General features: G+C 25.0%; 15 protein-coding genes, 1 other RNA gene and 3 pseudogenes. 17 read left to right on the top strand and 2 right to left on the bottom strand.

The window, feature by feature from the left end; all coding sequences use genetic code 4:
- Positions 1 to 5 precede the first annotated feature (5 nt).
- The 5 genes from NX779_RS02280 (at position 6) to NX779_RS02260 (ending at position 8,004) form a co-directional block, all read left to right on the top strand.
- Entirely contained in the window at positions 6 to 815 is an 810-nt protein-coding gene (locus NX779_RS02280; RefSeq protein WP_259429813.1) for a BspA family leucine-rich repeat surface protein, read from the top strand.
- Between the two features lie 82 nt (positions 816 to 897).
- A complete protein-coding gene (locus NX779_RS02275) occupies positions 898 to 2,502 on the top strand; it encodes a coiled-coil domain-containing protein (protein WP_259429812.1) in 1,605 nt (534 codons plus the stop codon).
- Positions 2,503 to 2,560: 58 nt separating this feature from the next.
- Positions 2,561 to 3,259 carry a BspA family leucine-rich repeat surface protein gene (locus NX779_RS02270; RefSeq protein ID WP_259429811.1) on the top strand — a complete coding sequence of 233 codons (699 nt, stop codon included), beginning with the start codon at positions 2,561 to 2,563 and terminating at the stop codon, positions 3,257 to 3,259.
- A gap of 232 nt (positions 3,260 to 3,491) precedes the next feature.
- Positions 3,492 to 7,403 carry an Mbov_0399 family ICE element protein gene (locus NX779_RS02265; protein ID WP_259429810.1) on the top strand — a complete coding sequence of 1,304 codons (3,912 nt, stop codon included), beginning with the start codon at positions 3,492 to 3,494 and terminating at the stop codon, positions 7,401 to 7,403.
- 247 nt (positions 7,404 to 7,650) lie between these two features.
- The gene (locus NX779_RS02260; RefSeq protein ID WP_259429809.1) at positions 7,651 to 8,004 is read left to right on the top strand and encodes a TIGR04554 family membrane protein; all 354 of its coding nucleotides are present in this window, start codon (positions 7,651 to 7,653) and stop codon (positions 8,002 to 8,004) included.
- Between the two features lie 35 nt (positions 8,005 to 8,039).
- Here NX779_RS02260 and NX779_RS02255 read toward each other — a convergent pair.
- A pseudogene (locus NX779_RS02255) lies at positions 8,040 to 9,317 on the bottom strand (IS3 family transposase).
- A 319-nt stretch (positions 9,318 to 9,636) separates the two neighbouring features.
- Between NX779_RS02255 and cypl the strand changes: the two are divergent.
- From cypl to NX779_RS02210, 9 genes and pseudogenes are all read left to right on the top strand, one after another.
- The gene (gene cypl / locus NX779_RS02250; protein WP_259429808.1) at positions 9,637 to 10,977 is read left to right on the top strand and encodes an ABC transporter thiamine pyrophosphate-binding lipoprotein p37/Cypl; all 1,341 of its coding nucleotides are present in this window, start codon (positions 9,637 to 9,639) and stop codon (positions 10,975 to 10,977) included.
- Between the two features lie 2 nt (positions 10,978 to 10,979).
- A pseudogene (locus NX779_RS02245) lies at positions 10,980 to 11,720 on the top strand (ATP-binding cassette domain-containing protein).
- Complete coding sequence (locus NX779_RS02240) at positions 11,684 to 13,522, top strand: PhnE/PtxC family ABC transporter permease (RefSeq protein WP_259429807.1); 1,839 nt, start codon at positions 11,684 to 11,686, stop codon at positions 13,520 to 13,522. The pseudogene NX779_RS02245 and the gene NX779_RS02240 overlap by 37 nt, the downstream one beginning before the upstream one ends.
- Positions 13,523 to 13,534: 12 nt before the next feature.
- Positions 13,535 to 14,221 carry a hypothetical protein gene (locus tag NX779_RS02235; RefSeq protein ID WP_259429805.1) on the top strand — a complete coding sequence of 229 codons (687 nt, stop codon included), beginning with the start codon at positions 13,535 to 13,537 and terminating at the stop codon, positions 14,219 to 14,221.
- Positions 14,222 to 14,233: 12 nt separating this feature from the next.
- Positions 14,234 to 14,902 (top strand): (d)CMP kinase, encoded by a 669-nt coding sequence (cmk, locus tag NX779_RS02230; protein WP_259430568.1) that lies wholly within the window; start codon positions 14,234 to 14,236, stop codon positions 14,900 to 14,902.
- Positions 14,902 to 16,209: a ribosome biogenesis GTPase Der gene (der, locus tag NX779_RS02225; protein ID WP_259430567.1), complete on the top strand. Its 1,308-nt coding sequence runs from the start codon at positions 14,902 to 14,904 to the stop codon at positions 16,207 to 16,209. Before cmk ends, der begins: the two co-directional genes overlap by 1 nt.
- A gap of 2 nt (positions 16,210 to 16,211) precedes the next feature.
- Positions 16,212 to 17,204 carry a glycerol-3-phosphate dehydrogenase gene (locus NX779_RS02220; protein ID WP_259430566.1) on the top strand — a complete coding sequence of 331 codons (993 nt, stop codon included), beginning with the start codon at positions 16,212 to 16,214 and terminating at the stop codon, positions 17,202 to 17,204.
- Between the two features lie 38 nt (positions 17,205 to 17,242).
- Positions 17,243 to 17,518 (top strand): HU family DNA-binding protein, encoded by a 276-nt coding sequence (locus tag NX779_RS02215; RefSeq protein WP_259430565.1) that lies wholly within the window; start codon positions 17,243 to 17,245, stop codon positions 17,516 to 17,518.
- Between the two features lie 75 nt (positions 17,519 to 17,593).
- Positions 17,594 to 18,022, top strand: coding sequence for a DnaD family protein (locus NX779_RS02210; RefSeq protein ID WP_259430564.1), 429 nt, complete (start codon positions 17,594 to 17,596; stop codon positions 18,020 to 18,022).
- A 93-nt stretch (positions 18,023 to 18,115) separates the two neighbouring features.
- On the opposite strand, the pseudogene NX779_RS02205 reads toward NX779_RS02210, so the two are convergent.
- Positions 18,116 to 18,624, bottom strand: a pseudogene (locus NX779_RS02205) (Holliday junction resolvase RecU).
- A 61-nt stretch (positions 18,625 to 18,685) separates the two neighbouring features.
- Here NX779_RS02205 and NX779_RS02200 point away from each other — a divergent pair.
- The 3 genes from NX779_RS02200 (at position 18,686) to rnpB (ending at position 21,326) form a co-directional block, all read left to right on the top strand.
- A complete protein-coding gene (locus tag NX779_RS02200; protein WP_042733302.1) occupies positions 18,686 to 19,063 on the top strand; it encodes a DivIVA domain-containing protein in 378 nt (125 codons plus the stop codon).
- 71 nt (positions 19,064 to 19,134) lie between these two features.
- On the top strand, positions 19,135 to 20,916 hold the full coding sequence (locus NX779_RS02195) for a BspA family leucine-rich repeat surface protein (protein WP_259430562.1): 1,782 nt from the start codon (positions 19,135 to 19,137) through the stop codon (positions 20,914 to 20,916).
- A 71-nt stretch (positions 20,917 to 20,987) separates the two neighbouring features.
- Positions 20,988 to 21,326, top strand: an RNA gene (rnpB, locus tag NX779_RS02190) — RNase P RNA component class B.
- The last annotated feature ends 33 nt before the right edge of the window (positions 21,327 to 21,359 follow it).

The raw sequence follows: 21,359 nt of genomic DNA, 5'->3' as shown, positions 1-21,359 counted from the left end.
TAACTATGATAGAACCTATTATAAAAGAACCAATTTATAATGATGATTTAACTGAATGCCTAGAAATTGGATATTTCACTACCGACAAAGGGGAAGTTCAAATATATCCATTTCCTGAAACAATTAAAAAAGTACCTAATGATCTACCTAAAGAAATTACAAGTCTTTTTGGTGCTTTTGAAAATAACAAAAACACTGAAATTGATGGTATACAAAATTGAGATACTTCTAAAGTTACAAATATGAGTTGTATGTTTTTATTTGCTACAATATTTGATCAAGATATCTCAAATTGAGATACTTCAAACGTAACTGATATGAGCTGTATGTTTTATTATAATTTTTGATTCAACCAAAATATAGGTAATTGAAACACCTCAAATGTAACAGATATGAATGCTATGTTTAAACACACACATAGATTTAACCAACCTATAGGTAATTGAAACACCTCAAATGTAACTAATATGGGTTCAATGTTTGCTAAAGCTTCTGAATTCAATCAAGATATCTCAAGATGAGATACTTCAAAAGTAACTAATATGAGTTTTATGTTCAATAAAGCAATAAGCTTTAATCAAAACATTTCAACCAAAACGATTATAAAACCTGATAATTCATCTTACATTGCTTGAGATGTATCAAATGTAAAATACATGTATGCTATATTTGATAATGCTTTTGAATTTGCTCAAAACATATCTAACTGAGATGTTAAAAATGTAAAATACGCTGCAAGATTTAGATGAATGGCTCCACATTTAACAGATGAAAAAGTTCCATTTAAGTTTAAATTCAAATTGCAAGCACCATAATTTAGAATAACTAAAAATGTTATATAACATATATACCTTATATAACTTATATACCTACCAAATAGAAAGGATTTATAGATAAATGAAGAAATTATTAACTTTTTTCTCAACTTTAACAATAATTTCAACACCTTTAGTTTCTTCTTTTAAACCTGTATATAATATAATTAATTTATCTAGTTCAAAAATCGAAAATATTTTAAACACTTTAAGACCAGCTGAACTAGAAATAGCAAAAGAATTAGAAAATACTTATGAGCAACGAGCTGAAGTTTTAAAGAAAAAATTAGAATTAATGCAACAAGAACTAGAAAAACAAAAACAAGAAATTCAAACTCTTAATAACAAATTAAAAGAAAAACAAACTGAACTTGCAAATCTAATATCAGGATCAACCTCAACCTCAGAAGAACAAAATGCTCAAACACAAGAATTAGTTAAACAACTAAAAGACTTGATTAGTCAACAAAACCAATTAAATAAACAAAAAGAAGAATTAAACAATCAAGTTAATCAATTAAATCTAGATAATGCAACAATTCAACATGAAATTGGAAAACAAAAACTAAAGATAAATACTTTAAGAAGTTCAATTCACAATTTAGAAAAACAAATTGAAGATGTTATTAAAACTAAGGAAGAAAAAATAAAAAGTCTTACAGAAGATCTTAACAATATTAAAAATAGAATTGAACATTTTAACAATTCAAAATCACAACTTGAATCTGAAATACAAGAAAATAAAATTCAAACTAAAAATCTAGAAGAATCAACTCAACAAAAAGAACATGAACTTAGTCAATTGAATTTAACTTTTGATTCTAATAAAACTAAACTAGAGCAATTGCAAAGAGAAAATCAACAACTAACTCAACAAATTGCAACAACTGGAATCAATGAAGTTATTGAAGAACAAGAAACTCTTAGAAATGCTGTTAATCAATTAAAACACCTTAAAAACACTAGAAAAGTAGGTTCATTACATGCTGATTTTAAAGAATATAACCACTTAATTTTAGGTGGTTCTCATTCAAGAGATGATAAAGCATATTTCTTTAATTGGTCTGATTCAAGAGTAAAACCCAACTCTTATATTCAACTACAAAGCTATAAAACAACAAAAATTATAAAAAACTATGGTAACTTTAAAATTACTGATTATGCTGATAACTGAGATGATTTTGTAAACAAATACAAAACAATCAACATTAAAATCAATTACTTTCACAATTGAGGTTGAGATAAAGGATATCACGGAGTTGATTGACATTGAGAAATGAATCAAAGTCAAGATAAAGTTGAACATCATTGAAAACGTGAAGATTGATTCCTTGACTATAGAACCAATTTTCATCACAATCTAGCAAGATCAACAAAATCTATACAAAAAACATTTAACCTAAAAACTGACACTAATAACTTTTGAAATGATATTTATAATTATGATATATATTCTGGTTATGCAAGTTGTGGTATAGAACTAGGTTTAGTTAGACAAGAAAACATTTTATCTTTTAAAGTTGCTCCAAAAGTTAATATGTATGTTGGTGGTAGTTATAATTACTTATTTATTATGTACATACCAAGAGTTGAAATAACTCTTCAAGCAGATCCTTCATATATAACTAAAAAAGTCGATTCAAATAAAAATAAAGTCAATGCTATAATTAATAAGTATAAAAACTAAAACTTTAATTAAATAGTATATAAGTTATATACCCACAAACCAGAAAGGATAATTAAAAATGAAGAAAAAAACTTGAACAATTTTATTATCAACATTAGGTGGTCTTTCAATTGCTGGAGCAGTTGGAGGAGTAGTTGCTTATAAAAAAATGATGAATAAAGTACCTTTTTTTGAACGTGAATTAACTCGTGAACATTTAGAATACGTTAATAAAATCATCAGAGAAAACAACCTTTCACCTGACTTGTTCAAATTAGATTCTGATGGAGGAATTGAGCTAAAATCAGTTTTTACAATTCAAAAATCTGAATACATAAATGATGAACAAGGTAGACCAATTGAATGCACAAAAATTGGATACACATTAACAACTACTAAAGAAATCCGAATAGAACGAATGCCTAAAACCGTTAAAAAAGTCCCTAGTGTTCTTCCTAAAGAAATTAGTAGTTTAAGTCGTGCTTTTGAAAATAACATAAACACCGAAATTGACGGTATCCAACACTGAGATACCTCAAACATAACTAATATGACTGATATGTTTAATGGAGCTAAAAACTTTAATCAAGATATAAGTAACTGAGACACTTCAAAAGTGATTAGAATGTATGCAATGTTCCAAGAAGCAAAACTTTTCAATCAAGACCTATCCAACTGAGATGTATCTAAAGTTAAAGGGTTTGCCGGTTTTAATGAAGACGCCCACCCAGAATTCACAGGAGATAAACTTCCGAAATTCATTATTAAAATTAAATAGTAGATCACTAACTCTCAACCTATGAGAGTTTTTCTTTTACTCAAAATCCCCACTTCTTCCAACCATTTCGATATAATTAATATTAGAAAAAACAAACACAAAAAGTCAATATGACAACTATCGGGTAAATTTACTTGATAGATTTTTAACGTTCATAGAAAATATCAAGATTTACCTAACTATCTAGTGTGAAAATAAACAAACATTTACACAAATAGAAAGGTATCTTATTATGAAACTTAATTTTTTAAAAACAATTTGTCTATTTTCAACCCTATCAACTCCATTGATAGCAAATACACTCACAACTAAAAACAACATTGAAATAAACAATCTCAAATTTCAAAAACAAAATTTAACTTCAACCCCATCAACTTTAGAAGACTTTGTTAATCCAAAAACTGTAAGACCTTTAAGCATTAATTTTATTAATCAAAAAGTTTTTAATAATATAGGTTATTTTTTCTCAAAAGAAAAATTTTTAAAAAGATTTCATTATTTACCTGAAGAAAAATATACAAGATATGTTGTTCCTAATTATCCTTTAAATAATCCTATTGAAAATACAAGCTTTAATCCAATTTCACCAACAATCAAAAAAATACTTTCTTTTCAAATCAAAGATCATGCAAAATCCTGAAATGTCTTTAAACAAAAATATCCAACATTAACTTTTAAATTTGACTTTGAATCAACCTTTTTATTTCAAAGTTTTGATTTTACAATCACAGATACAAGATTAGATCTAACAGGAAGAACAGAGAGAAGTTATGATGAAATTAAACCTTCTGCATGAAAAAGTCCTAACAAAAATTCACTTAGTCAAAGGCATTTTTCATTCAATTTAAATGATTTAAATTCAACTCAAACATTACCGGAATTGATGATAACAAACCCTGATTGAAAAGATAATGAGGCACCTGATTTTCCAAAATTTAAACTTCATTCAACTTTATCATGAAAATTAGAAAATGAAATAATCAACTTTTATTTAGAACAATCTATTGATTGAAAATCAGATATACCTTTTATTAGTTCTTTTAAAAGTGAAACACCAACTCACAATGGTCACTATTATTTTGAAAATTTCAAGATTTTCAACTACCTAACCTCAACACTAATTGAACCCATCAGTATAACTTCAGAATTTGCTGATAAAGATGAAGTTAATCAAATCAACAAGAATTTAAACTCATTAAGAAACTTTAAAATTGATATGACTAACCAAGATACTCATACTGACATATCAAACAATAACATTAAAAACACAAACCCCAGAACACCATCTAAATATAAAGATAAAACAAATAAAGAATATCTTGAATCAGAAGCTGAAAATATAATTAAAAAAGCATTCACAGTTAATAATGTTGATTTGTGAGAATCTAAATACAAACACAAAATGAAGTATGATATTGAATTCCAACCAACTGCTCAAAGAATTAAAATCTTTTTCAAAGATTTAAATCCTGAAGTTGAACCAATCATATCTCGTTTTTATAACAATCTTTTGATTTCAATTAACTTGTCATTTCATCCTGAATTCTTTCAAAAAGATATTCAAAATAGAATTACAATCACTCCATCTAGAATTCTTGACCCAAAGACAAACCAATTAGTTTTAGATCAACCTGAAGTAGAAGTGATTAAACAAAATGGTCAAGTCAAAGGTCAAATCTTTTGATACCACAACACTGTTAAAGTTGAATTCCGTGCTGTTGATGGAACTGAACAACTACTTGTTGAAAACAAACCAACTGAAGTTTACAACAATGTTTATTATAAAACTTTGGTTGATAAACGTTTTTTAAAATCAGAATCAAACACAACTCAAGCAAAATCACTTGATGAAATTAAAAAAGGTTTAATCTGAAACATCTCAGTAAATCAAGAAGATAAACTTAATCCAATTGATATCAAAATTGGTGTTAGATCAATTTCTCCAAACCTTTCATTTAAATGAAAAGGTTGAAATCCTGAAAATGATCCATCTAAACCTGAAAACTATCAACAATACAAACTTATTACTCCTAATATTGACAACAAACAAAACCCTGAATATGACCCAACAATCAATCCTACAACTGGAACTAGAAAAGAAATCATATGAGTAAATACCGAGTCAAAAGTCAATAACTTTTATCAAGACCCATATGATAAAAATGATAATTTAAATCAATTAGGTGATTTAGCTAATTTTGGTTATATTGCTGAAGCTAGTGTTGTTAACTCAGGAGCAAATTATATATTTAATAACAGTGAACCATCAAGTTTTAACTCTATTAAATCTGCTGTTAATGATTTAAATAAATCAATTGGTCAAATCCAAATAAAAAAATATAATGATAATTTCACTAACTCTGAAAATTTATTAAACAATGATAAAAATAATGCTTTACATAGTTTTGCTGTATCATTACCTGGAATTTATCACTATAATGTACCAATTAAAGATTATGTTTCAATCAAAGATACATTTGATCCTAAAAAAATCCAACCAGAAGACATCAATTCTGAAGTTGGCTCAAGTTTACATAAATATTTAATTGTAAATAACAATAAAGATAAATATCAAAGCTTTTTAAAAATCTATAGTGATATAAATGCTAAAAAACCTGTTGGTCAAAAAATTCCTACAATTCAAAGTTTTTGATCTTCACCTGCAGGTCAACATTTAAAATTCTTTTTAATACATAATCAACTTATTAAATCAACAAATGAAGTTAATAAATACTCTTATGAAGAAATTGTTTCATTATGAAACTATTATGTATCAACTGTTAAACAAGGAACTGTTGTTTTACCACATGGTGTTGCTAGAATTAAACCACTTTATAATGTTAATTTTCATTCAATTAAAATAACAGCAACAACAAAAGTTCAAGCAGTTAATTTAATCAAACAATCAGCTTTAAAACAAATTCAACAACAATTGAAAAGCGATCAAATTAGTTTAGATGATTTTGAAATAGTTGATGAAAATACAAAAAACTGAAATGATTTTTTAGATATCAACAACGATAATAAAGAAATGATTGTTAAATTCAAAGCAAATCCTACTAGCTTACACTTAAGTGACACATCATTAAATGTTTCAATTTTAAATTCTAAGAATTTTTTATTTAAAACAAATGATTTATCTCAAATGAATTTTCAAAATATAACTGCAAATTTTAGTGATTATTTAAAAAGAGACAATACTAGTGAAGAAACTGGTCAAGAAATGTTTGTAAATAACTATGTTACTCAACACATATACAACACAATTAGAACACACAGACAAAATGAAAGTGACCTAACTTTACAAAATATTGACTATGAAATATATATAAATAATCAAAAACTAACTCAATTCCAATTTAAATTTAATTTAAAAAATCAGCAAACAATTGACAAAGTAATTAAAGAATTCTTTGAAAATGTTAAAACTAAACACTTTGCTCAATTATTAATAGAAATTAAATCAACTGAAACAACTTTTAAATTAAAAGGTTCTAAAGCTTATTTAATAACTCATAGTTCAAATGCTAACACAGCTCCTGAATTACCTACTCCTTTCAATTGACCTGAAGAACAAAACACACCAAGTGATAACTCAAATCCAGAAATACTAAAATACTTTGATTTATTGTTACTAAAAACAGGAGATTGAATTGGTGATTTTTCTAAATGAACTATAAAAGATTTTGAAGAAAAAGTTATAAACAACATTATTAAACAATTAACTGAACAATCTAAAAAACCTGTTGAATTAAATAAAGACTTTATAATTCGTATAAATGACAACATTTACAATCAAAAAGTTATTGAAGACTTCTTTAAATCTAAAGGTAAATTAAAAATAACAATTCAAGCAATTATTGAACCAATTAATAGAGAAAAAGTTCTTATCAACTCTAGAGATATTTTCTTACATAACACTTTAGATGGAAAAACACCTGAACAATTAACTCCAACAACTCCTGATTCACCTGATAACAATAATAACAATGAAAATAACTCAGACAACCCATCAAATCAAGACAAACCAAACCAAGGTAGAAAAAATAAATGAACAATCCTTGCTTATGTTGGTGGAGCAATTCTTGCTATTACTGGTGGTTATTTTGGAATTGTTAGATGAAGATCAAGAAAACTATTATAGCTTGTTAAAAAGTTATATAACTTATATACCTTATATACCCCAGAAAGGACTAAATAACTATAAACAACCTAAAACCTTACAAAAAAGCAATCTACAACTCAGATAAAACAGAATGTTTAGAAATTGGTTACTTCACAAATTCTATAATTGAAGTTGTTTTTTTGTATTTCTATAACAATTTGCAAATTTACACTTGACCGTTTTTTTTTTTTTTATAATTTGTATTTGAAAGGACAGTGAAAAAAATATGAATACATTATTAGTTACTGCTGAAATACTTGGAAAAGATATAAAACCTGTAGCTATTATTGCTTTACTTTTATCTTTACTAGTTTTTGGTATTTTTTCATTTTTAGTTTATAAAAACAAAGCAAAAATTGGAGAACAAAAAAGCATAGTTACTGTAGCAATAAATTACATCATCGTTTTAATAGCATTAATTTTAGCTTCTGTTGCTATATCAAAATACAATAGTCCTGGATTTGGAGATTTATTATCAAACAATCTTCCAGCAACACTTAGAGGTTTAGCTTATTCGGGTCTAGTTTTCTCACTAATTGGATCAGGAATGACAATTTATTTAAACTCAAAATGAAAATAGTAAAAATGTTCTAATAGGAAACCGGGACAAAATTATTAGACTAAATAGTTATGTTTATTATACACACCTCATAGTTCTTGAGGTGTTTTTCATTTGAATTTTTTAATATTCTTTCATTGTTATATCACTCAATGAAATTTTTAATACATTCTTTTAGTTCACTAAAAGTCATTTCTTTTACTTTCTTTTCAAAGTTATAAAACATTTCTGATTTTAAAATTGAAAAGAAATATTCAGCTTCTCTATTGTCTAGAGAGTTACCTATTCTTGACATTGACACCACTCCACCTCGTTGCTTTATATACTCAAGATATTCATTCGATGAATATGTTACACCATGGTCTGTGTGAATAATAAAGTTTTTAGGAAATTTTGTTTTTCTAATGTGAGTCATAATTAAATTAGTGTCATTATATATGGATAAATTATAACTAACAATTTTCTTTGTTTTGTGATGAATTACGATAGATAAATAAACATGTCTTCCATCTACATCTATTGGAGCAGGAATGTAACTAACATCACTTGCATAAATATCGTTTTGTAGTCCATTATAATCTCTATTAGCAATATTTGGATAATACACGTTAGTATTTTTTGATTCACGCTTTTTCTTGCGCGTTGTTCTTACGTGACAGAAAAGACCTAATTTATTCATTGCTCTTCCTAGTGTTCTAGGGTTAATAATAATGCCATATGTCTTGAAAATATATGCTGATAGCCTTTCTCTACCATATCTTCCGTTTTGTTTTGCAAAAGCTTCTCTAATTATTTCTGCGTGTTCTATAACAGCTTCTTTCTTATCTTTTGATTGTTTCTTGATTTTGTAGTAAAAAGTTGATTTAGGTATTCCAAGAATTTTCATTATTTCCTTGTTAGAAATATTTTCTCCAAATTTTTTCTTAATTTTTTCTATCAGTTCATCTAGATTGTCAACCTTATTTTTCTTTAAAATATCTTCTTTAAAAAGGTCTGTTATTAACCATTCTAAAACTTCGCGATCAATCTCTTTAATCACTTCGTTTCTTTGTTTATCATATTCTTCTTTGTTCTTTCTAGGTCTACCTGATCCTTTACCTTTTTAGGTGCTTTTCCTGTTTGTGATTCTTTTAGTTCCATACCTAAATTATAATCTTTATATTTTCTAGATAAATATCAGAAGGCTTCTTCTGAAAGTAAATAATTTTCAGAATTTCTAATTTTGCTATAAATATAACAAAATTCTTTTTAGTAATATTTTGAGATAAATATTCTTTGTAGTGCTTAAATACTTCTAACCACTCACTTACACTTAGTTGCTTTCCTCTTTTCATAAATACTCCTTTTTTGAAAAAAATAGACCCCCTAGGGGGTCTATCCCTTAGGGAGTCTAATAACTTTGTCCTACTCTCTAGAACATTTTTTCTTTTTATAATCTATAGTTTTATAAAAGGACAGATATTTAATTTGATTAAGCAAAGTTGAGTTAATGTTATATAATTAATATTGAATAAGGGTGCTGTAAAAGGCTGAGATTATACCTATTAGCAGATCATGGTAATTCATGCGTGGCTAGATACTTTCAAAAAGGTTGATCTTTTGTTTTTTGCATTGGATCAACTTTTTATTTAACCCTTATAACAAGGAGGAAATATGAAAACAAACAAATTAAAAATGATGTTAGCTATGACAGGAGCAATAACTGCTGGATCAATTGTTCCTTTCGCTGTTTCATGTACTAAAAAATCAACATGACAAGAAATAATTACAATTAAAAATGCGTGAGTTAACGAAGGATTTTTAAATACAAATTTAGAAAAAACTTTTCTTCAAACTTTAGAAGATAAATTCGAAAGTTTTAAAAATAAAGATGATTCACTTAAAAATTTTAAAAAAGTAAAATTTAAAATAGGTGTAGATGGTGATAAAAAAGGTTATCTAAGTAAATTAGAAAAAGATACTGAAGGCGATGATGTATTTATTACTAACTATTCATATTATTTAAATGGATTATTTATTCAAGATACAAATGAAGTTAAATCTGATTTACCTTTCCAATTAGTTTCTCAAGCAAGTACATTAAGATTTACTTGACAAGATAATGTAAATGAAATGTATAACAAAGCTAATGGAAATAAAAATGACAAAATACTAGCAGATGCTGTTAAAAATAATCAAAAATGAATTGATGAAACAGGAAAAGAATATCCTGAATGAAATACAATTGAAAAAACAAAAACTAATCCAAATGGTACTTTAGATTTTGATGGTTCTAAATATACTAATTTCTATGAAAAAGATAAACTTTCATATGTATATCGTGGAGCAATTCTAATTTCAGGAAAAAAAGCAGAACGTGATCAAATCACTAAACAATGAAATGATAAAGATTTTGATAATTTTATAGCAAACGGTATTGTTTATGAAAAAGATTCAAGCGCAGGAAGCTTTAAATATCAAGCTGCTTTAATAGCACGTCATTTTGATAAAGATTTAAAAGAAGTTACCAAAATTTTAAAAGGTGAAGTTGAAAAATACAAAAAACACATTTTTAAAGGAGTAGGTGCTGCAAAACAATTAGGTAAAGAAGTAACAGTTGGTTCTGACAAAATAATTCCAAGAATTGGTTTTGATGATGAAGGAGCTTACAACTGAACTCAATCAAATCCTAAAAAATCAAAATATCAACCAAAAGGATTTGAGTTTGGAAAAGACAAAGACTATGATAATGATGTTATAAGAACATTAACATTTACAAATCCGGCTGGATATGATGTTGTTTTAGCTAGAAAAGGATTAATGACTAAACAAGTTGAACTTCTATCTAAAGCATTAACTTCATTATCATTAGATGAAAACACATACGGAATTTACACAGGTTACAACAAATTCCAAAACTTAACAAAAGAAATGTTTAATAATTTTATTAAATTACAGGCTCAAGCAGAAACAACAAAAGATTTAGTAACTAAAATTGATGAAGCTAAACTTTAAAAGTGAATAAGATAATTGATTTAAAAAATATAACTGTATGTTATAACAATAACAAAGAACCGGTTTTAGATAACATAAATTTAGAAATTAATAAAAAAGAGTTTATTGCAATAATTGGTCCTAGTGGAGTCGGAAAAAGTACTTTATTTAAAGTTATTATTAACTCGTTAAAACCATTTAAAGGAAATGCTAAAGTTTTAAACCAAGACTTATTAAAATTAAATAAAAACAAAAAACCAAATGTTATCAAAAATTGGTTTTTAACGCAAAAGCCTAATTTGATAAATACTGAAAATGTTTACAACAACATAACAAGATCAATATCTCAATATAAAAACATTTTTATAGAATTTTTAATATCCTTACTAAAGAACAAAAATAAATATTTTTACTAAACTAGATGAGTTGAAAATACTTGATAAAGCTTTTATAAAGTAAGTGAATTAAGTGGTGGACAACAACAACGTGTTGAAATAGCTAAATTATTAGTTAAAAATGTAGAACTTATTTTAGCTGATGAACCTACTTCTAATTTAGATCATCAGACAAGTTTAGAAGTAATAACATTATTAAAACAAATAGCTAAAGAAAAAACGGTTTTAGTAAATATTCATGATTTAAGTTTAATTAAAAATAACTTTGATAGAGTTATTGCAATCATTAATAAAACTATAGTTTTAGATAAAAAAACAGAAGAGATACAAGAATGAGAACTAAAAGAGATAATAAAAAACAAACAGTAGTAAAGCAATCAAATTTCTTTAAATATAGGTATATAAATTTTGATACTAATACAACTACTTCATGAAAATTTCATAGTATTTATTATCATATTTTCGCTTTCATTTTAATAGCTATTGTAGCATGAGCTTTTTATACTCATTCAAGTGGTATTAGATTTTATAATTTTAATAAAACTTTTAAACAAATATTAAATATACTTTCTTTTGGTAACAAAAACTTTGAAAGTGCTGGCCGAGCTAGTGGTGAGTATACAAATTTATTTGTTGACTCATTAAAATATTTATGAATAACAATTAAGTTTGCTTTAGTTGGAACTTTTATAGGATTTCTATTCGCTTTAGTTACTGCATATTTTTCATTTGCAAAAACAACTAATAAAATAACATCAACGTTATTAAGTTTTATAATTTTATTTTTAAGATCTATTCCTGAACTAGTATTTATTAAACTAATTACAGGTTCAGTTAGAAATGAATTTAGTTTATTGTTTGTTTATATTTGATTTACTTGGTTGTGGCTTCACAAGTATTATTTTGAAATGCTAAATTCAATAGATCTAGAATGATACATAAATTCTATAAATCATGGAAATAGTAAAACTAGAGCATTTTTTAAAGAAATTTATCCTAGAATAAAAAATAGAATTGTTGCTTTATTTATATTTTCATTTGAATCAAATATTAGATGAGCTTCAATATTAGGTGCACTTTCACTACCAGGAATAGGAAAATTAATTTATTATGCTTCTCAAACAGCAGCTAATTTTGATCAACTAGCAGTACCTCTAACAGTTTTAATGGTATTTATTTTAATATTAGAACTTTTAAATTACCTATTTAAAAAACATTTAGTTGAAGCAAAAACAAAAGTTATTAAACAAAGAAATGAAACAAAAATACAATATTACAATCGTCTAACAAAAAAAGTTAATTTCAATAAGTGAATAATCGTATCAATATTTTTATTTGTATTTATTGTTTCAATTTATACATTATCAACAACTCAACTTTCTTTATTTGATTTAAGTTCATTAAAAGAGTTTTTAAGAGATTTTTTCAATCCAGATTTCTCTAAATTTAGTTTCTTAACAAAAGATGCTAATTTCAATCCAATATTATTATTTTGAAATTCATTTTCATTTAGTTTAGCTTGTATAAGTTTATGTTTTATACTAACTCTATTTTTAATAAGAGTTCAGTGTTTATCATTAAATAATAGAGCAAAAGTAATACTATTTAGATCAATAAACGTTTTTATCAGATTAATTCCTACAATTGTTTATTATTATGTATTTTTATTTATTTTTGAAAATGATTTAACTTTACTTATAATAGCTATAGTGTTACATCAATCTTCAAGTCAAACAAAACAATTAGTTGAAGTTATAGATAATTTAGATCAAGAAATAATAAAGAATTTGAAAATGCAAGGTTATAGCAATAATCAAATATTTATTAGATATGTTCTACCTTCTATTAAAGTTGAATATATTTCATTATTAACATTTTATTTTGAATTAATTTTTAGAAGCTCTATAACTTATTCAATACTAACTCAAGGACGATTATTAATTGGATCAAATATAGATCATTATTTAGATCCAAGATTTAACAATGGTATTAGAATAGCTTTAGCTTATGTATGATTAAGTACATTTTATATAATCTTTATAAATTTAATTTCTAAATTAATTATTAAAACAATTAAAAATAAGATTAAACAAATCATTTATGATTTGTTTTTTGTTTATATAAGACAATATCTTTTAATCTATATTTGAGATAAAATAATAAGAGATTAAAGAGGTGCTTTAATGAAAACTAAACCTATTTCTAGAAATGAAATATTTGCTAAAGAAATTGCTTTAATAAATCAAGAAACTAAACAAGCAGGTCACGAAGGTAAATATACTGATTATATAGAAGAAGTTATTAGTAAATTAAAAGAAATTGATAAACAGTTTTTTACTAATGTTTTATCAATGACTAATAAAGAGTTTGAAGAAAGTAAATTTTATCTAGGTAAAAGTGCAATTGATGAAGCGATTAATCAAGAAATTATTGAAAATATTAAATCTCAATTATATCTTTTAAAACAATTAAATATTCAAGAAGCTATTGATAAAAAACAAAAAGTTCAAACTAATTTTTTAGATGATGATAAATATTATTTTTCTAATTTACAAGATCTTCATCATAATACTTATTTAAAATTAGAAAAAAACACTAATAAATATAAAAATCTAGAACTAGTAGAAAATAACTTTTCAAAAATAGCTAAAGCATCAATGAAAAAAGTTGTTAATAAAACAAGTGATGATATTTCTAAAAAATCAATTAATGAACTAGTTAAAGAATGTAAAGAAATGAACTTAAAAAAATTAAGTGATTTAGATAGAAAAAAACAAATCTATCAAATAAAATTTAGATGATTTTCAATATTATCACCACTTTTTGTATTGATTATGGTGATTTCAATTATTCTACCTATTTATGTTTAGAAAGGAATTAATATGAAGAAATTAATTGTTGCTGTTGATGGAACTAGTGGAAGCGGTAAATCAGTTACATTTAAAAAGATAGCTGATATTGTTGATTATCAATTTATTGACACTGGTTTAATGTATCGTGCTTTAACTTGATTTTGTTTAGATCAAAAAATAGATCATACCGATCCAAATCAAGTTATAAAATTATTAGATAAATTTGATTATAAAGTAGATAAAGATGATGTTTTTGTAAATAATATTAATGTAACAAATTCACTTCAAAATAATGAAATAATTAATATTATAAATTACATAACTCCAATTAAAGAAGTTAGAGAATTTATGGTTGAAAAACAACGTGATATGGTTAAAAATGGTGGATATATTGAAATAGGACGAGATATCACAAGTGTAGTTTTACCTAATGCTGATTTAAAAATATATTTAGATTCATCAATTGAATCAAGAGCTCAACGTCGATATCATCAAAACATAAAAAATAATATTATTGGTAAAACATATGATGAAATTAAAAGTGATTTAGAAAAAAGAGATCACACTGATAAAACTAGATTAACTGGACCATTGGTTTTAGTTGATGATGCTTGATATATAGATAATTCAAATCTAACTATTGATCAAGTTGTAGATTTAGTAGTAAATAAAATTAAACAATTAGAAAGAGAAAAATAATGAAAAAAGGAATTGTAGCAATTGTAGGAAGACCAAATGTTGGTAAATCTAGTTTATTTAATAGAATAATTAGAGAAAAAAAATCTATTGTTGAAGACACACCAGGTGTAACAAGAGATAGAATTTATGGTAATGCTGAATGATTAACTAGAGAATTTATAGTTATTGATACTGGAGGTATTACTTTAAAAGACGAACAATTTACAAGAGAAATTAAAGTTCAAGCTGAAATTGCAATGCAAGAAGCTGATGTAATTGTTTTTGTTTTAGACTCTCAACAAGGTATTACTAATGAAGATAAAATCGTAGCTAAAATGTTATACAAAACTAAAAAACCTGTTGTTTTAGTTGCTAATAAATATGATAAAAAACAAACTGGAGTTGAAAGCTATGAATATTTAAGTTTAGGTTTTGATCAAGCTGTAATGGTGTCATCAACTCATGGAATTGGAATTGGAGATTTATTAGATAGAGTAATTAATCTAATGCCTAAAAATGAATCAAATATTAAAGATGATTCAACTAGAATTGCAATTATAGGACGTCCTAATGTAGGAAAATCTAGTTTAGTTAACTCACTAGTTGGTGAAGAAAGAATGATTGTAAGTGATATTGCAGGAACAACACTTGATGCAGTTGATACTAAATTTAAATATCACCATAAAGAATATACTTTAATTGATACTGCTGGAATTAGAAGAAAATCTAAAATATATGAAGGTATTGAAAAATATAGTTATTTAAGATCTTTATCAACTATTAATAATAGTGATGTTGTTTTATTAATGATCGATGCATCAAAAAGCATAACTGATCAAGATACAAATATTGGTGGATTAGCTTTTGAAGAAAAAAAACCAATTATTATTGTTGCTAACAAATGAGATCTAGTTAAAAATAAAGAAGAACAATTATTAAAAAAAGAAGAAGAAATCAGAGCTTATTTTAAATACTTACAATATGCTAAAATCATTTTCATTTCAGCATTAGATAAAACTAGAATCAATAAAATTATTGATTCAATTGAAGAAATTAAAGAATCATTGTCAACTAAAATTAAAACTCATGTTTTAAATGAAGTTTTAAATAGAGCTCAATTAATTAATCCAGCTCCTGAACATAACGGTGGAAGATTAAAAATTTATTATGCTAATCAAGTTGATGCTTATCTACCTACTTTTGTTTTATTTGTTAATAATCCAAGCTTTGTTCATTTTTCATATAAACGTTTTATAGAAAATCAAATAAGATTACAATTTGGTTTTGAAGGTGTACCAATTAATATAATTTTTAGAGAAAGAAAATAATTATGAGTAAAAATATAACTATCATTGGATGTGATGATTATGCAACTAGTTTAGCTAATGTTTTAGCTGATAATCATCATAAAGTGATAATTTATACAAATGATGAAGATATTGCTGATCAAATTAACTATGAACATAAAAATTCAAAGTTTTTAAATGATTTAAAAATCAATCAAAACATAAAAGCTACAGATTGCATAGTAGCTAGTTTAGAAAATTGTGAAGTTTTAGTTTTAGCTAGTAAAAAAGATCAGAATTTAATTCAAGAAATTATCAATTATGCTAAAAGAAAAATGATAATAGTTGATGCTTATCCTAGTTTAAAAGATGATTTAACTTCATTTTCAACTGATATTATAAATATTTTTAAAACTAATGATATTTTAAAAGATTATGCAGTTATTTTTGGAGCTAATAAAGCAAGTGAAATAGTAAAAAAACAACCTACTTGTTTTAATGTGTGTTCAACTGATATTAAATCAGCTAAAAGTGTAGCTAATATTTTTGATAACGAGTATTTTAATTGTTTAATTTCACAGAATATCTTAAGTTGTGAAATTGCAAATAGTTTTAGTAAAGTTTTTGCATTATGTGGTGGAATTTTAACTGGATTAGAATGTAGTATAAATACTTGTTCAAGTTTGTTTACTATAATAGTTGAATCAATTGATCAAGTTATGAAAAACTTTAATAATTATTCAAAAGATAGTTTTTTAAATTTTGCAACACTTTCAAGTTTTTTAAAAAGTTATTATGATAATGAATCTTTAGAATTTAAATTAGGTTTAATGATATCAAAACTTAATGATACACAAAAAGCTATAGAAGAATTGAACTACAACATAGAAAATTTAAATATATTAATAAATGTTGAAAAAATGTGTAAAACCATCAAAAAACCCCTTATTTTCTTTATATTGATAAATAAAATTTTATATAATAATAACAGGCCGATATCACTTTTAAATAAAGTTTTTACAGCCTTTAAACTATAAAAAATGTTTAATTTAAATAGAAAGAATGGATTGATAATATGACAAAAAAAGATTTAATTGATGAAATTATTATTAATGAAAACATTTCAAAAGTAGATGCTGAAAAAGTTGTTAATAGACTATTTGAAGCAATTTCAAATCACTTAGCAAGTGGAGAAGAAGTTTCGGTTGCTGGATTTGGTAAATTCTCAATTTCTGAAAGAACAGAACGTGAAGGAATTAACCCATCAACAGGAGAAAAAATTAAAATCTCTGCTTCAAAATCAGCTAAATTTAAACCAGCTAAACAATTAAAAGAATCATTAAACGCATAAAATAAAAAAATAATTTAAAAACGGTTGGAAATCTCAGCCGTTTTTATTAAACTCTATTTTATAAGAGGTGAGATAATGATTGAACAACTACTAGAAAAAGGTATAGTTTCTAAGAAAAAACTTTTATTAGAGTACTATAAAAAAATCAACTTAACAGATAATCAGTTGTTAATCGTTTTAATGATCATGCATATAAATGATCAAACTAGAAAAATGGTAACACCTACTCTTTTAAGTCAATATATGAATATGAATGTTGATGATATAGAAAACGAATTACAAGGTCTTGTTGATAATGATCTAATTGATATAAAACCTAGATATATTGATTTTAGTAAGTTGTTTGAAAAATTATCAAATGCTTCAGCTAACTTTTATAAAATTCAAGATAATAAAGAATTTTTAGATTCAGTAGATCAAAAACTTAACTTTAAACTTAATGAAGAAGAAAAACTAAATATTTTATCTTTAACTAGTCAAGATATTACAAAAAACAGTTATTAGAAATTGTTAGCAAAAATGAATTTAATGATTTTGAATCACTAATAAAAGAAATTAATGCATTTATAAATTCATATTCATTAATTACTAATGAACTTAGCAAATTTGATTGATTAGATGATTAAAATGTTTTACATAATCTAGTTTTAATGAACTAGTTAAAAACAATTCTATACAATTTTCAACAATTCATTGTCTTGGAATTGTTTTTTATATTTTGTTGTATAGTCTTTTAACTGTTTGTAAGTAATTAAATAAAAATCATCATAATATGAAAAATATAAAATAATAAAAGCTAAACCTTTTTGTTGTTCAACTAGTTCTAGCTTATTTTGTTGATTTTTTCTTAAAGCATTAAAATTAAATGAATCTTTAGAAGTTTCTTTGGCATCAAATTCAAAATAAACTGAATTATAAACTCCAATATAATCACAGTTAAAATTATCTTTAAAAGTAGCGTTTGTAATCATTTTATTTTTAATATTGATTAAATTAATATTTGTTGGAATTTTTGTAACAACACAAATTTGTTCATTTAAATACTTTTGATTAGTTATATTTAATATAGTTTCTAGATATTGTCCCTTATTTTTTAATGGATACATATTTTTCACCTCTATTAAAGTATTAGGAAATGATACAATAAATTTATTAGGGAGAATAAAAATGTCGAAAAAATTTACTATTAGTCAAATTCAAAACAAAAAATTTAATATAGTTTATAAAGGTTATAAAGCTGAAGAAGTTAATGATTTTTTAGATGAAATAATTTCAGATTATATGTATTTTGAACAAAAGATTCACGATTTAAAAAATGAATTAGATGCAGCTAATGAAAAATTAGAAAATATTTCAAATAAAAATGATGCTATTTTAGTTGAAATTCAAGAATATCGTAAACAAAACTGAGATTTAATGAAAAACACTTTTGGGGACGCAGATATTATTAAAAGAATTTCAAGAATTGAAAATAACTTAGTTGAAAATGAACAAAGACTTAAAAAGATAGATGAAATCTATACTTTATTGGCTAATAAAAAGTAAAGTTGAATATATTTTTACATCTCAAAACCTTTTATAAGGTTTAATTTTTTTATGTTAAAAGGAGGATAAAAATGAAATTATTGAGTTGTTTGTTATTAGTGTTTTTATCAACACCTAGTTTAAAACTAACAACAAAAGTAAATAATTCAAATATAACAACACAAAATCCATCAATTGTAATAGAAGAAAAAGAACATAAATATGATGAAAATGATCCAACAAAATGTATTGAAATTGGATATTTTAAAAATCACGATGGTGAATGACAAATAAAACAATTTAACAAATCAGTAAAAGAAGTTCCTGAAATACTTCCAAATCACATAAAAAGTTTAAAAGACGCGTTTTATCAAAATAAAAACGAAATTATAAAAGGTATTGAAAAATGAAATACCTCAAATGTAACTGATATGAGTAGAATGTTTTCGAGTGCTGAAAAATTCAATCAAAATATAAGTAATTGAGATACTTCAAATGTAACAAGAATGGAATATATGTTTTCTAGTGCTAAAAACTTCAATCAACCAATTGGAAATTGAAATATTTCAAATGTAACAGAAATAAGAGAAATGTTTTACGGTTGCGAAAAATTTAATCAAGACATATCACAATGAGACATTTCTAAAATAACTAGTATGATACGTATGTTCGCTGGAGCAGAAGCATTTAATCAAGACATATCAAATTGAAACACTTCAAATGTAACTGATATGAGTTTTGTGTTTGTTAGAGCAAAAAAATTTAATCAAGATATATCTACTTGAGACACCTCAAATGTAACTACTATTAGAAATATTTTTACTGCAGCAGAAAGTTTCAACCAAGACATATCAAATTGAAACACCTCAAATGTAATAGATATGCGAGGAGCGTTTTGAAAAGCATCAAAATTCAACAAACCATTAACTAATTGAGATACTTCAAAAGTAACAAGAATGGATTATATGTTTTCAGATACTTCTGAGTTTAATCAATCAATTTCTCATTTTAACACTTCAAATGTAACTAATATGCAACATATGTTTGAAGATGCTAAGTCTTTTAACAAAGATATTTCAAATTGAAATACTTCTAAAGTTACAGATATGAATTCTATGTTTGCTGGTACAGAATCTTTCAACCAGAACATTTCAAAATGAGATGTTTCAAAAGTAACAGATATGAACTCAATGTTTGCTGAATCAAGATCATTTAACCAAAACATAAGTAAATGAAATACTTCAAATGTAACTAATATGAGTTATATGTTTGCTGAAGCAACAAAATTTAACCAAGATTTATCTAATCTTAATATTGAACAGGTAGAAGAATTTGAATTTTTTGGTAACCCTGACAAGTTTACATTACCAAATTTTCCGAATTTTCGTCCTAATAAACTTAGAGATATTATAGAACAATCTCTAAATATTAGGATTCCTGGTGGTGCTCATATAGGTAAAAAATTTAGGTTTAAAGATGATGTTTTTTACTTTTTTTATAACCTTTATAATGATCGCGATCTTATTGTAAAACCTAACATTGAAAAAGACGGAGTTGTTCTAGAACTTGATGGTAAGAAAATCACAAATAAAGATGAACAAAACTATCAATGAAAAATAGATAATAAAAATAATGCATTAAGACTTAATTTCACTTATAATGAATCAGAAGATAAATCTCATAAAGTTGTGTTTTACATAACAAGACATAATCATGTAAGACAATTTGATGAATTTTTCCAAGAAATAAGACAACCTGAACAAAATTCTAATCTTGGGTTAATATTAGCAAGTTCAATAGGAACAACTACAACAGTTGTTTCAATTGCTTCAGCAACTATTTTAGTTAAGAAAAGACGTAAAAATAACAAGTAATTATAAAAAGTTTTAAGAAATTGAATATATATTTTAAATCTCAAATTGTTGTTGTACAATAAATTTGAGATTTTATTTGTCAATCGCTGTATTTGAAAGATAATATAGAGGAAACTCCACGCTTGCACAGCCTGTGATGGTTGTAGTGATTATGCTAGACGAATAAATAAGTCTAGGCAGTAGATTTTACTGACGGCATAACTAAGCTAAGGCAAAAGCTATGCAACGGTTATGAAGTGCCACAGAGACGAGTATAGGGAAACCTTGAAATGGAACGCGGTAAACCCCATAAGCAAGAAACTCAAATTTTGGTAGAGGAATCTAGTTAAGAGAAACAGAATCAAAACTAGAAGCAACAATGCTAGATAGATGGTTGACACTAGTAATAGTACAGAACGTGGGTTATAAATGAAGTCTCATCATATTTTTAATGTTTTATAATA

This window comes from Mycoplasma cottewii (genome assembly GCF_024918975.1).
GTDB lineage: Bacteria > Bacillota_I > Bacilli_A > Mycoplasmatales > Mycoplasmataceae > Mycoplasma > Mycoplasma cottewii.
The sequence above is the reverse complement of the archived record's forward strand: the minus strand, read 5'-3'. Positions and strand labels throughout refer to the sequence as shown.